Annotated in this window: 10 protein-coding genes and 2 pseudogenes; 4 read left to right on the top strand and 8 right to left on the bottom strand. The window is 56.6% G+C overall.

The annotated features are described in order from the left end of the window. Positions 1–18 precede the first annotated feature (18 nt). Positions 19–651: a LysE family translocator gene (locus tag P353_RS09335; RefSeq protein WP_034368409.1), complete on the top strand. Its 633-nt coding sequence runs from the start codon at positions 19–21 to the stop codon at positions 649–651. Between the two features lie 288 nt (positions 652–939). Here the strand turns inward: P353_RS09335 and P353_RS09330 are convergent, their stop codons facing one another. The 7 genes from P353_RS09330 to P353_RS09300 all read right to left on the bottom strand — a co-directional run bounded on the left by P353_RS09330 (position 940) and on the right by P353_RS09300 (position 10,353). Next, complete coding sequence (locus P353_RS09330) at positions 940–3,372, bottom strand: TonB-dependent siderophore receptor (protein WP_034368407.1); 2,433 nt, start codon at positions 3,370–3,372, stop codon at positions 940–942. Between the two features lie 330 nt (positions 3,373–3,702). Further along, positions 3,703–4,773, bottom strand: coding sequence for a FecR domain-containing protein (locus P353_RS09325; protein ID WP_034368696.1), 1,071 nt, complete (start codon positions 4,771–4,773; stop codon positions 3,703–3,705). Positions 4,774–4,799: 26 nt separating this feature from the next. After that, on the bottom strand, positions 4,800–5,336 hold the full coding sequence (locus P353_RS09320) for a sigma-70 family RNA polymerase sigma factor (RefSeq protein ID WP_052084813.1): 537 nt from the start codon (positions 5,334–5,336) through the stop codon (positions 4,800–4,802). Between the two features lie 206 nt (positions 5,337–5,542). Next, a complete protein-coding gene (locus P353_RS09315; RefSeq protein WP_034368401.1) occupies positions 5,543–6,490 on the bottom strand; it encodes a bifunctional helix-turn-helix transcriptional regulator/GNAT family N-acetyltransferase in 948 nt (315 codons plus the stop codon). A 457-nt stretch (positions 6,491–6,947) separates the two neighbouring features. Further along, complete coding sequence (locus P353_RS09310) at positions 6,948–7,868, bottom strand: sensor histidine kinase (protein ID WP_034368398.1); 921 nt, start codon at positions 7,866–7,868, stop codon at positions 6,948–6,950. Between the two features lie 2 nt (positions 7,869–7,870). Beyond that, positions 7,871–8,542 (bottom strand): response regulator transcription factor, encoded by a 672-nt coding sequence (locus tag P353_RS09305; RefSeq protein ID WP_034368396.1) that lies wholly within the window; start codon positions 8,540–8,542, stop codon positions 7,871–7,873. A 926-nt stretch (positions 8,543–9,468) separates the two neighbouring features. Next, positions 9,469–10,353, bottom strand: coding sequence for a LysR substrate-binding domain-containing protein (locus tag P353_RS09300; protein WP_034368393.1), 885 nt, complete (start codon positions 10,351–10,353; stop codon positions 9,469–9,471). 118 nt (positions 10,354–10,471) lie between these two features. Here P353_RS09300 and P353_RS29875 point away from each other — a divergent pair. From P353_RS29875 to P353_RS09290, 3 genes and pseudogenes are all read left to right on the top strand, one after another. Further along, positions 10,472–10,546 (top strand): annotated as a pseudogene (locus P353_RS29875) (glutathione S-transferase); the annotation flags it as partial. Beyond that, positions 10,545–10,934 (top strand): annotated as a pseudogene (locus P353_RS09295) (LLM class flavin-dependent oxidoreductase); the annotation flags it as partial. The pseudogenes P353_RS29875 and P353_RS09295, both read left to right, overlap by 2 nt. A 42-nt stretch (positions 10,935–10,976) precedes the next feature. Then, complete coding sequence (locus P353_RS09290; protein ID WP_232776379.1) at positions 10,977–11,453, top strand: GNAT family N-acetyltransferase; 477 nt, start codon at positions 10,977–10,979, stop codon at positions 11,451–11,453. A gap of 131 nt (positions 11,454–11,584) precedes the next feature. On the opposite strand, the gene P353_RS09285 is transcribed toward P353_RS09290, so the two are convergent. Further along, positions 11,585–12,121: a toxin gene (locus P353_RS09285; protein ID WP_034368388.1), complete on the bottom strand. Its 537-nt coding sequence runs from the start codon at positions 12,119–12,121 to the stop codon at positions 11,585–11,587. Between the last annotated feature and the right edge of the window lie 577 nt (positions 12,122–12,698).

The following is a 12,698-nucleotide window of genomic DNA, read 5'->3' as shown; positions in this document are numbered from 1 at the left end:
AACACTTAAGAAACCATCATGCCTGGCTTTGAGAATTGGCTTGCTTTCGGCCTTGTTTCCCTTGGAATGGTCCTCACTCCAGGACCGAACATGGTTTATTTGATTTCCCGATCGATATGCCAGGGACGTGCCGCCGGGCTTATCTCCCTGGGAGGAGTTGCTCTCGGTTTCGTGTTCTACATGATGTGCGCGGCACTTGGCATTACGGCAATCGTCATGGCGGTACCGTATGCCTACGATGCGTTGCGCATTGCTGGGGCTCTGTACCTGATCTATCTGGCATGGCAAGCCGTCAAGCCGGGCGGTCGCTCTCCGTTCGAAGTCAAGAACCTTCCGCAGGATGGCCCAAAGAAACTGTTCCTGATGGGGTTCCTGACCAATCTTCTCAACCCGAAGATCGCTGTGATGTATCTGTCACTGCTGCCTCAATTCATCAGCCCTGAACATGGCAGTGTGCTCTCTCAATCCCTGGTTCTGGGCTTCACCCAGATTATGATCAGCGTCAGTGTGAACGCCACGATTGCCATGCTTGCAGGATCGATAGCAGTATTTCTTTCCGTCCGTCCGACGTGGATCTTGGTCCAGCGATGGCTGATGGGAACAGTCCTCGCCGGCTTGGCCGTTCGTATGTTGACCGAAGCAAGGAAATAGCACCTTGCCGAACCACCTTGGGACGTATTGCGACAGTCATAGATAGAGCATTTGCGGCTCTTCACACATCTCAGAAGCGTTCACTGGGATATGAAGCCATTGACAATGGCGATGCTAGACAGCCAATCGGCGTTCAGCATCGTCTGACGTTACACGCCTGACCCGTGAAGCGGCTAGCACGACCCGGCAAACCCAAGGTTTGCGGTTGAGACGAAACGCGAAGCCGCAGGCAGTACAGAAGTATGACAAGGCTTCGCTGCGACGTATCAAGGGTGGTGTTGGCGGCTCTTAGAAGCGGTAGCGCGCTGTCACCAGTACATTGCGCGGATCGCCATAGACGCCCGTGCCGTAAGAGCCCAGGCCCGGCATATAGGTCTTGTCGAACAGATTGTTCACGTTGATCGACATTGACCAGTGTTTGTCCATCTCATAACGTGCCATCAGTCCCACCACGGCATACGACGGCTGGGTGGCACGCCAGTACGGGGCGCTGGGTTGCTGGTAATAGGTTTCGGTTTGCCAAGTGACATTGCCACCCACGGTCCAGCGCGACCAGTCACCGTGCAGGCGGTAGGTGCTGCCCAGCTTGAGCAGATGGCGGGGCTGATTGGTATTCACCGCTGGCGTGACCACATCAGGCTGTGCCGGCGCCTTGGACGTGCGGTAGGTATACCCCCCGAACAGGTTCCAGCCCGGCGCGATGCTGCCGGACAGCTCGGCCTCCAGACCCTGGCTGGTGATGCCATCGATGGCGGTGTAGATCTCCTCACCGCTGCTACCGTTCAGCCCCTGGTACTGCGCCGCATTCTTTTGCTTGATGTGGAACAGCGCCACGCTGGTGTTGAGCTTGCCATCAAGCAGTTCGCCCTTCACTCCTACCTCTTTGCTCAGCCCCGTCAGCGGCGACAAGGGGTTGCCGCCCGCATCCTTGTAATAGGTCTGCGGGTTGAAGATATTGGTCACGCTGCCGTACACGGACCACTGCGGGTTCAGGTCATAGACCAGGCCTGCATAGGGCGTGATCTTGCGGTTCACCTGCAGGTCGTTGTTCAGGCTGGTCTTGCCCGTGGCCAGCGCCGTGTTAGTGTCCAGCATGTCGTACCAGCTGGCGCGGGCGCCCAGAATCACCGACAGGTCATCCGCGGGCCGCAGGCGGGTTGCCGCCGACAAACCCTTTTCCAAAACCACGATGTCGCGGTCTGAGTTGCGCGTGAACGTGGGCTGGGCGATGTTGCCGTCCCAGGCAAAGTAATTGGGGATGTTCGTCCAGACCGTGTTAGACAACTGGGCCGCCCGGTGCTGGCGCGAATAGCCCGCACCCAGCATCACATCATGGCTACGGCCCAGCAGCTGAAACTTACCGTTCAATGCAGCGTTGAAGGTGTTGACGTCGGTCTGCGTGGGAATGGTGCCCGCGATCATGCGGATACCCGCCCCCGTCACCCGGTTCACTGTGCCGTTATAGGCCGCACCGTAGACCACGTCACGCGACTGCGTGAGGTGGCTGGCCGATGCATCCAGCACCCAGCCGCCACCAAAATCATGCTTCAGACTGCCGAACAGGTTGCGACTGTCGTTGTCCCAGTAGGACCAGCGCGCAGCCGGATTGACCGAGCGGCTGAAGTCGGTGCGCGTGCCATCGCTGTAGAACAATGGCAAGTGGCCGAAGGTTGAGCCATCGGCCTTGGACTGCATGTAGTCAAAGCCCAGGCTCAGCAGCGTGTTGGGCGTGAGGTCTGCCTCGACAATGGCGTAAAAGTTACGCGTGTCCCGGCTGTAGTAATCCACATTGGACTCGGCATTTTGTCCGGCCACGACGACACGGCCGCGCACCGTTCCGGCCGCATTCAACGGCCCGGAAACATCGGCGGTAGAGCGGTAACGGTTCCATGAACCTGCGCCCACCTCCACCGAGGCTGCGAGCTCCTTGGTGGGCTTTTTGCGCACCAGATTGACCACTGCCGATGGGTTGCCCGCTCCGGTCAGTAGACCGGTGGCGCCTTTGACAACCTCCACTCGCTCGTAAATGGCGCTGTCGGCCAGCGAGGTCGTGTACTGGTTGGCCGAGTCCATGGTGTTGGGCACGCCATCGAACTGGAAGTTCTCGATGGTGAAGCCGCGCGAATAGAAGGTGTAGCGCTCGCTGTCATTGCGGCCCACGGTGATTCCGGGCGTTTTTTCAAGCACGTCAGGTACGGCTGTCAGTGCCATATCGTCCATCAGTTGGCGCGTAACGACGCTGACGGATTGCGGCGTTTCTCGCAGCGCCAGGCCCATGCGGGTAGCGGTGGTCAAGGGGGCGGTGGGTGTATATGCACCCTCAGCAACAACAGTGCGCTCAGCTGCTGCAGTCACTGTGACCGCCGCCATTTCGGTTTCCCCCGCAGCTGCTCCAGCAGCGCTCTGGCTTACCTGCGGCACGCGGCGTAAGGCCCAGCCGCCATTGCTCTGGCGCACTGCTTGCCAGTCAGTGCCCTTGAGCAGCGCCCCAAAAGCCCCCTCGACGGTGTAGTTGCCGCGCAGCCCGTTGCTGCTTCGGCCAGCAGTCTGTTCTGGCGTGAAGATCAGTGCCACGTCGGCTTGACCAGCTGCGCTGCGCAGTGCCGTATCTAGGGGGCCGGCCGGGATGTCGTAGCTGCGCTGTTGCGATGTTTGAGCGTGAGCGGCCGTCACGGCCAGCGGCAAAATGGCGATGGTGCCTGCACACAGAGCCCAATGCACGGAATGGGCCAGTAGGGATGGAGCGAAAAGGCGGCGCGTTGACCGATGGGAGGTTTGAAGGTGCATGACGTTGAACAGTCTTTGAAATCCGATGGCAATGATTGAAAGCTTTCGGAAATAAAGAAGCCTGAGAGTTCGAATCGGGTCAGCCCTGGTGCAAATTTCTTTCAGATGCTTTGGACGTCATCGCTGCGGGCCGCAACTGCACAGAGGCTTGGGCGCAAGAGCTATCGAGAAACAAGCCGGACCAGCTGGATGTCACCCTGGCCCGAGTCCTGGATGGCAGGGCAGGGCGGATGCCATGCTGCAAGCAGTTGTGCCACCGTCGCCTCAATGGCTGCCGGCGTGGGCAGCCTCCACTTTGACCCACCAGTGGGAGCGCCAACGCACTTGCACTGGCAGCGAACTCGGGAGCATGGCCAGAACCGCATCGGTATTGGCAACTCCTCCTTCTGCCCCAAGAGGGAAGACTCCTGAAAAGCGCAGCCCGGCCACCGCAGGATCTACCCGTAGCCAGCCACTGCGGTAGCGCCCCAGTTCAACCAGAAAATCATCGAGCCGCTGGTTGTCCACCCACAACTGCCCTTGGCTCCAGGCCAGCTCGCGCTCACCGGCTGCACCTGGCTCATGAGCATGCGTGCGTTCAAAAACGACTACCTGGCCTGCATCCAGTCGCAAGGGTGTGCTGCCCGGGGAAGCGTCGACCGGGTGTATTTCCACCGCGCCCTCAAACACCGCCACCTGGGTCTTGCCACTGTTCTGCCGCACAGTAAAACGCGTGCCGAGGGCGCGTATACGTCCTTCGGCGGTCTCAACCACGAAAGGCAGCTCGCCCAGTTCACCCGGCGGGTGGCCGGTAGTGAACAGGGCTTCGCCCTGCAGCAGACGAACGCGGCGTTCGGGGCGTGCGAAATTCAGAGCCACCGCACTACGGGTGCCCAACAGCAATTCGGTGCCATCGGGCAGCGTGTGGCGCTGGCGCTCTCCGGCGCCGCTGCGGTAGTCCGCCGCCAACTGCTGCCATTGAGGCGTGCGCGTGACGATCCAGCTAGCGCCTGCGGCAGTGCCCACGCCCACGAACAAGCCCAGCAAACGTCGACGTGACGCGGACGCGGGCGCTGCGTGCAATGTGCGGTAGCCCACACCGTCTGCGTTCAATCCCTGCAATGCACCGGTAATGGACTGCAAATGCTGCCAGGCACGGGCATGGTCTGCGTGGGCGTCATGCCACTGACTCCAGCTCTTTTTCTCTGCTTCCGTAGCGGCGCCGCCGTGCAGGCGCGTAAACCAGTCTGCGGCGGCTTCGGCAACGGAGGCATCTAGGGGGGCACCGCCGGCGCGCAACTGCACACCGGTGCCCGGTGCAGGAGCCGCCAGGCGGCAGGTAGAGCGCTTTGTCATGACGAAACAGAAGCAGTGCGCATGGATCAGGCCAGCGCCAGGAGAAAACATTGACGGTGCGCCTGCATCAGATAGCGCTTCACCGAAGTCATCGAGACACCGAGCCTCTGTGCAATGGCAGCGTAAGTCAGGCCTTCCAGATGAGCCAACAAGAATGCTTCACGTGCCTTTGGAGCCAGAGCATCCAATACTTGATCGACTGCCTGCAGCGACTCAAGAGTAATCAAGCGCTCCTCTGGTGGCGGCACCAGATCTTCCGCCAATAGCGCCACAGCATCAAGATAGGCTTGCTCCAGCATACGACGGCGGTAGTGGCGAATGACCAGGTTCTTGGCTACCGTAACCAGGAAAGGTCGAGGCTGCTCGATGCGCGCCGCCATCCCGGAGACGATGACGTTGACAAAAGTGTCGTGCGCAATGTCTGATGCCTCGAAGGCATTGCCCAGCTTGCGCCGCAGCCAATGCTGTAGCCAGCCATGATGTTCAACGTACAGCGCGTGAACGGGATCAGCAGGAGCAGAGGAGGATGCGGTCACAGACGGTAGACCGCGATGACGCGGCATTATTTGATAGTGAGAACTATTCTCATTCTAGCGTCTAATCAAATTGTTCTTTGCGGAGTCGCCGCGCCAATGGCCCGTTGCCATCGCTCCATTCACGATGGGCGCTACGTTTGCATCATGGCTCTCATGGCGCGCAGAGAATATCGCCACAGCGGCTTCGCCGCCTGCTGTCGGCCAGAAGCTGCCCTTGAACCGGCAATAAATTTTCAGGACACGCGAACGAATTGCTGCTCAGTCACTGCGCTTCCCCACTGAGTTCCTTGTTCCTCCTTCTGCAGCTTGAAGCCAAAAGACTCATACAGCTTGCGGGCAGCGTCCAACCCCTTGAATGTCCACAGATGGACTTCACGGAACCCGCGCATATCGCAGAATGTCATCGCCTCTGTCATCAATTGCCTGCCGACGCCGCTACCGCGACAACCATCGTCCAAGATAAACCATCGCAGATGGGCCCTGTTTTCACCCAGGTCCTGCCCATCAATCGCGAGCGAACCAACAATTCGGTCATTGAGCAGGGCGGTCCACACCCTATTGCATGGCTTGTTCAGCCGTCCGGCGAACTCAGCCGCTCCACTTGCGACCTGGCTCTCGAAAAACTGCCCAAAATTGGAGTGCTTCCAGTAGAACGCCGCGTGCATTTCGGCAATGCGCCCAACCAGTCCGGGGCGATATCCTGCGCTTACGGTAATTGGGCTTTGCTGCTTTTCTGCCAAATTCAAACGGTGGGATTTAAGTGCTCCTGCATATGCGGACAAGCCCTGCGCAACCGCTTGTTGCTGGGAGCGATTGAGGTGCTGAAACGCACTTTGCACCTGCATCTGGCCATAGGAATGAATCTGTCTGACCGTGCAGCGCCCCTGATGTGTCAACTGCAATAGCTTGAAACGGCCGTCATCGATAGCAGCCATTTCCTTGATCTCTCCTGCTGCAACCAGTTTCGCAAGCATTCGGCTGACGCTTGACTTCTCCAGCCCTAAAAGCTGCACGAGTTGAACGGAGGTCATGCCTTCATGGGCGTCGATTTCAAGCAATGCATGCACAGCCGATGCCGAGTAATCCGTTGCGGCCAGTGTCGGCTGCATGAATCCGAGCTCTCTTACCAGGGCGCGGGAGTCGGCTCGAATCGAGTCAATTTCAGACATGGTGTTGGTCATCTGTGGTGCCAAACAATCATAATTGGTTGCAATATACAACTATATAGTTGTAATGTGCAACGGATTTGTGCTGCAGCCTGCCATGGGTAGATGGATGCCCATGGCCAGATACAGCGCGCCAGCCATTCCGTCGCAGAATGCCTGTCAAGGAAGGCCCGTGTTGATTTCCAGGTAAAACGGACCCTCCGGGGGCTAGTGGGTCACTTCTGGGTGGAAATCAACAGCCTTGTAGAGATTTCCGAACGTCTTAACCGCAGCATCAAGACAATGAGTTCCCAGAAGATGGCCGCGATGCGCAAGCTCGAGGCGAAGTCCAATCAGGCGCTGATGGCGTTTTGTCTGAATAGCGGAGTGTTCATCAATGAGATGAGCTCGCTTGCCCTGGAGCCCCCAATCGAGCATGAGGTGGGCACGACGTGCGGTGTCCACAATAAGAACGTCGTGAATTCAGGCCTCTCTAGGAAAGGCTGTTCGATTCACACCGCCATCGCATCAATACCTGTGTGCCTCCGCCATGGCGGGGGTGGATGTGAAGGTCGCCGCCAATGTTTCGCATGCGATGAAACATGTTTATGACGCCATGCCCGGACTTGCTGGGGTCGTTGAGCACGGCTCGAAGATCGTAGCCCTTGCCGTTGTCCTCTATGCTCAGATACCAGTCCCAGCCGAAGCTTTGCAGATCGCCCTTTTGATAGGGCTCCAGTATCAACCACATCTCGGTCGCATCGGCGTGCTCGATGGCGTTGCTAAGACTAGCCTGAACAACGGCCAGGATTTCATGCGCAACGCGGTCTCTGGGAAGTGGCAGCGTGGTCTGCTGACCGACCCCGAGCTCGGGGTCGGTCAACTGCCAGTGCAGTACAAGGCCTTTGCGTTGAAGCGCGGGCTCCAGCCGATAGCGCAATCGCGCCAGGCGCATGGCCAGATTGTCGGATTGGGCATCCATGGAGTCGACGATCAGGCGCAGGTCCAGCAGCGACTGCTCCAGTACTTTTCTGGCAGGGCCATCTTCAGCCGAGGACTGTGAGTTCATCAGGCTCAAGGCCTCTACCAACTGGCTGCCCAAAGTGTCATGCAGGTCTGAGGCGATGCGCTTGCGCTCTTCCTGAACTTCCTTGGATGGTTGGGCACTGGAGCGCAGTCTGGCCTTGATGACACGATAGATTCCGGGAATGTACCAAAGCGAGATAAGCAATCCGCTGAAAGCCACCAAAATACTGAAGACAAAAAACCAATCCTGGTTTCGCAGAGGTGTGAGAAAACACCAGCTGAGCAAGGTAATGGCCTGAAGGAAACTGGTTGTTGCCCTCCAACCAAGATTTCTCAGCGATTTCATACTATTGCCGCCTCGGGCTATAAATAAAGAAAATGCCTTCAAATTTATATCAACCCACGCAAAGAGGCGGCTTTTACTGCATGAGCTCTTGTCTTGGCCTGCAGTTTTCGGTACATGTTTTTTACATGCGTGGATACTGTCATTGTGCTTATCTTGAGATGCGTGGATATTTCAGGAGAGCTGTAACCGCAGGCAATGAGTTTCAGTATTTCTATTTCTCGTTCAGATAGTTTCTCTTCTTTGGTGCGGTTTGACGCCGAAACGACATAATTTTGTGATCTGCTAACCAGCGACAGGATTTTCTTGGCGAGAGACGGGGTAATGGATGCACCACCATTGGCAACTTGCAATACTGCTTGTGCGTAGTCGCCAAACCAGGAGTTTTTCAGCAAATAGCCTACAGCACCTTTCTCAAAGGCCTGAAAGACCTTTTCATCTCTTTCAGTTACTGAAACGATAATGCTTTGCACATGCGGGTGGGTGCCTTGGACAAGCTCAAGCAGATCCAGACCTTCGCCATCGCCCAGGTTGAGATCTATCATCAGAACGTCGAAGTCGTGCTGTTGAATGCTCTTGCGTGCCTCACGCAAGCTGCAGGCATGCCCAACTAGCAGGGTTCTTGAGTCGCCCATCAGATCCTGGGCAATCACTCGACGAATATGGCTGTCGTCGTCCACCAGGAAGACGCGAACGGGCTGCTCTCGCTGGCCCACCATGTGCCCAGGCCACATCGAGTGGTTGATCGATGGAGGCGCATCATTGTGATTGTTAAACAAGGGCGGGCGAGACGAAGTCTGGACGGCTGACATAGATGGCTCCCGATGAAAAAACTGGGGGCTTGAATACTCTAGGAAATTAATTAGTGCTCATTGGGAAATCCATAGAAAATGTCAAATAATGTCAAATTTTACTGAACTTACAAAATGAATCCTTGAAAAGGGGTAGACGCTTGACGTTGTGTTTAATGAGTCAATATGTAAATATAATTAATTAAATCAACTCTTTGGATTTAATTTTTCAATTCATGCAAAACTGAAATAATTCGTCGTAAATTTTGTGTTATTGGAATTTTTTGTTTGGTTATTGATGGCGTATTTCAATAATCCATTCAGCATATTTTGATAGTTCTTGGAAATTCAGTTGGGTGTTTTTTGGAATTTTAAAGAGTTCAACTGATTTTCGATGCGCTGAATTTTTGTTATTTCGGGATTAGAATGAAAGAAAGATTATGATTTTCGGATATTTACATATTAATGAATAAATGCTGGGAAAATCTGGTCTTGAACGAGGTGCATGATATTTATGGCTTGAAGGTGGCAGTCTTGGGCCATTGCCGTGGAATGCCGGTCTTATTGACGAAATACCTTCTGTAACTGGAGAGTTGCCATTCAGAAATGGCATTAATAATCGCTGATTTTTCTGGCAGTTATTGCGTTGTCTGGTATTACCTTAGATGCGGTGAGAAGTTTCGGCATGGCGGTCAAAAACATGACGCCGAGTGCAGCATCTGCCTCGCTTGCGGGTATCGCCATTGCGGGCAGCGCGAGTGCGCTGAGCATGAGCCAGAGGCTTTGCGCTACCTGGGAATGCCGGTTGATTCAATTCGAGTAGCGGCAGGGCCGCAGGGTATCTGCTTGTGGCCTTACTGGGCCGCTTCTGCGCGAATCCAGTCCAGGAAGGCGCGCACTTCGGGGCGGTCAGCTGCACCAGGTCGGGTCACGGCGTAGTAGGCGAATCTTGCCGGCCAGGGTTTGTCCAGCACCTGAATAAGTCGGCCAGTCGCGACTTCTTCCTGGGCGTATGCCTGCGGCACCAGAGCCAGGCCCTGCCCAGCTTCCGCAGCGCGGATGAGAAGGAAATCGTCTTCAAATGCGCTGCCGCGCTGTGCACGCGCGTCGTCGGCCACCCCGTGTGCTTTGAGCCAGAGCGGCCAATCTGCGCGGTCACTGTCGTGGAGCAGGGGATAGTCAAGGCAATCGCCTGCCTCATTGATCACCGCACCCTGGCAGCTCTTCAAAAACTCGGGTGAAGCGACAGGCGCCAGAACCGGTGCCATGAGGCAGGTGACCTCAAGCCCGGGATAGTCTCCCAGCCCATGGCGCAAAGCGACATCAACACGGTCTCGTTGCAGATCCACCAGCTCCGACGTTGCTTCAACGCGGATTTCGATGTCGGGGTGCAATTGCTTGAAGCGTCCAAGCCGAGGTACCAGCCACGACGCCGCAAACGTTGCGACGGTGCTGACGGTCAGGCTGCGTCTTCCCTTGCTGCGTTCCAGGGCATGCATCGCCTGGTCAATTTGAAGAAATGCCTCACGCAGCCTGGGGTGCACGCTGGCACCTGCTTCGGTCAGCCGCATGCCAAGGCGTTCACGTTCCAGCAAGACAACTCCCAGGCGGTCTTCCAGCACGCGGATTTGCTGGCTTACGGCGCCGGGGGTGACGTGCAGGGCTTGCGCTGCGGCCTTGACGCTTTTGCGCTGCCCAACCTCGACGAATGTGCGCAATGCCTGCAAGGGATAGCTCATATTTACTTTAGATTTTCTAAATTCATTGGTAAGAAATGATCGCTTTATTTGAGGCTGTATTCATCTGAAAATTTGCGATGTCAGCGTTTCCAATGATTTTAGATTATCTATAAATTCAATGTTGCATCTCTACTCCGACAGCTCCCCCAATGGCTTCAAAGCGACGATCGCGCTTGAAGAGCTCTCTCTGCCTTGCCGAGCATGCGGATGGATGGCTGACCTATCCCAATGCAACCCATACCCCTAGAGGGCCTCAGCTCCTGGCGGAGAAGATTCGGGCCTGGCGTGAACTTCTTCCCGGAGGGGCGTTCAGGCCGCACATGACGAACGAGTGGATCGACCTGGTGGATGATCCCGGCTATCCTCGGACCCCCTTGCACGGTGGCTATGTTCTGCGCACCGGGCGAAAAGGGCTGATGGCCTTGCTTGAAGAGTGGCAAGCGGCAGGGGTAAACCATGCCGCGCTTGGCATTCAGCTTTCACAGCGCCCGCCAGCCGAGGTGCTGGAGGAGCTAGCCAGGGAGGTGCTGCCGAACTTTCCCTCGCACGAAGGACCGTCGGCGGCGTCCGCCGTCTGGTGAGAAACACAGAACCGGCTCGGGAGTGACCAAGCAGGAGCAACCATGGACAAGAGAACCCCGATGTCGAGTGCAGTGAAAATTCGCCCCCTGGAAATGAGCGATCGAACGCCATGGCGCGATCTCTACCGCCAGTACGCACATTTCTACCAGTCGCCCATGACCGATGCGATCCTGGATCGAAGCTGGTCATGGCTGATGGACCTGCATCACCCGATGGAAGGGCTGGTCGCAGAATCGCGGGAGCGCCATTTGCTGGGATTGGCGCATTTTCGCGCGTGCCCTGACCCGCTGATCGCGCAGGATGTCGGGTTTCTCGACGACCTGTTTGTGGCTCAAGACCAGCGTGGCTCAGGCATAGGCCGCAGCCTGATCATGGGCGTGGCTGCCAAAGCGCAGGAGCGGGGCTGGCCTGTGGTGCGTTGGATTACCGCTGGCAGCAATGCCCAGGCGCGCCAGCTCTACGACAAGCTTGCATCGGCGACCGACTGGGTCACCTACGACCTCGATGTGCAGCGATAGCGAGCATATTCGGCGGCCTGGTTCGGGCCTGACTATGGCCCTCGCAGTCAGTCCCCGAGCCTGCATCCGAGCGACTGCAAGGTGGTCATTGAAATGCCGGGCTGTAGCAGGGCTGCGAAGGTGAACCCATGTCAGTGCTCTTGTGAGGCAGCGATCGCCTTGAGGAACGTCGAGGCCTCTGAAGGCTCGGAAAATTCAATCCATTGCAGATGCGCATACTTGCCATGCTCGCGAAGATCTGCGAACTTTGACTGGTTTTTTGCATAGGTGGATAGTGACCAGAGAAGTACTGATTCTTTCGAGAGAAAGGCCATCCGCAGTGACTCCCGGTTTCCGTGCGACAGACGCTTACGGGTGATGCCATGGCCAAGAGTGCGCCGGAGCAGGCGAGAAAATACGGTGAAGCGACCGTAGTTGAGCCATACGACGTGTGTAGCTCGTGACCAAAGCATGTCTCGAACAGCACTGTAGTTCCCATCGGCTACCCAGCATGCTCCTTGAGTAGCTTCAACAACTGAATGCTTGAATTGCTCGGGTGGCACTGCTTGCCAGTCTGCCCCCCAGTAGTGGGAATCCAGTTCGATATATGAGGCCCGGATCTTGCGAGCCAGCTTTTTGGCAAAGGTGGATTTGCCCGCACCACTGGTGCCGATCACTAGATAGCGCATCTGAGTCCTTTGCAGCTATGAGCGGCGAACACGATCCGGCAAACCGAAGGCTTGCGCTTGAGACGAGGCGCGAAGCCGCGGGCAGTGCAGAAGTACGACAAGGCGATGCAACGACGTATCAAGGTTTGTTACTGGTTCTCAATGACGGTCGGCCATGCTGATCATAGGTGAGGGAAACGACGAGTTTCAATGTACGAGAATCAGGCAGCACTGCTACTGCTGGCTGGGCTGTGACCGCAGCAAATCGCTCAGTGTTTTCGGTTGGATTCTAGTCTCGCGACTGCTTCTTGCTGGTGGGTGAGCGCCTCAGGAGGACCCATCGCAGCCCCTCGTTCGCTGTCGCCATAGGTCAGCTTTACAGCGATTGCTGCTGCTCATGCCTGCATAGTGAACAACAGGTCTCTGCCACATAGCAGGCGTCCCGAGCACTAAGACAGTCGATTTCTCAACGACTGATTTCAGATGAGAAGACCTGGATCGCTCGAGGAAGGACAGGTGCTGACACGATCAGGAAGTCTTTAGGCTTGAACTCGTACACGGGCCACTTCAGTGCTGAGTGGCTGCGTATTTGAAGAGC

Origin of the sequence: Comamonas testosteroni (assembly GCF_000761245.1) — a bacterium.
In the GTDB taxonomy this organism is placed as follows: domain Bacteria; phylum Pseudomonadota; class Gammaproteobacteria; order Burkholderiales; family Burkholderiaceae_C; genus Comamonas; species Comamonas testosteroni_C.
Note: the sequence above shows the minus strand (reverse complement) of the source record. Positions and strands in the feature narration are given on the sequence as shown.

Excerpts from the sequence above, each read along its gene's own strand:
- P353_RS09335 (WP_034368409.1), top strand. The coding sequence starts at position 19 with ATGCCTGGCTTTGAGAATTGGCTTGCTTTCGGCCTTGTTTCCCTTGGA.
- P353_RS09285 (WP_034368388.1), bottom strand. The coding sequence starts at position 12,121 with ATGCGCTATCTAGTGATCGGCACCAGTGGTGCGGGCAAATCCACCTTT.
- P353_RS09325 (WP_034368696.1), bottom strand. The coding sequence starts at position 4,773 with ATGACAAAGCGCTCTACCTGCCGCCTGGCGGCTCCTGCACCGGGCACC.
- P353_RS09290 (WP_232776379.1), top strand. The coding sequence starts at position 10,977 with ATGGACAAGAGAACCCCGATGTCGAGTGCAGTGAAAATTCGCCCCCTG.
- P353_RS09300 (WP_034368393.1), bottom strand. The coding sequence starts at position 10,353 with ATGAGCTATCCCTTGCAGGCATTGCGCACATTCGTCGAGGTTGGGCAG.
- P353_RS09305 (WP_034368396.1), bottom strand. The coding sequence starts at position 8,542 with ATGGTGGGCCAGCGAGAGCAGCCCGTTCGCGTCTTCCTGGTGGACGAC.
- P353_RS09315 (WP_034368401.1), bottom strand. The coding sequence starts at position 6,490 with ATGACCAACACCATGTCTGAAATTGACTCGATTCGAGCCGACTCCCGC.
- P353_RS09320 (WP_052084813.1), bottom strand. The coding sequence starts at position 5,336 with ATGCCGCGTCATCGCGGTCTACCGTCTGTGACCGCATCCTCCTCTGCT.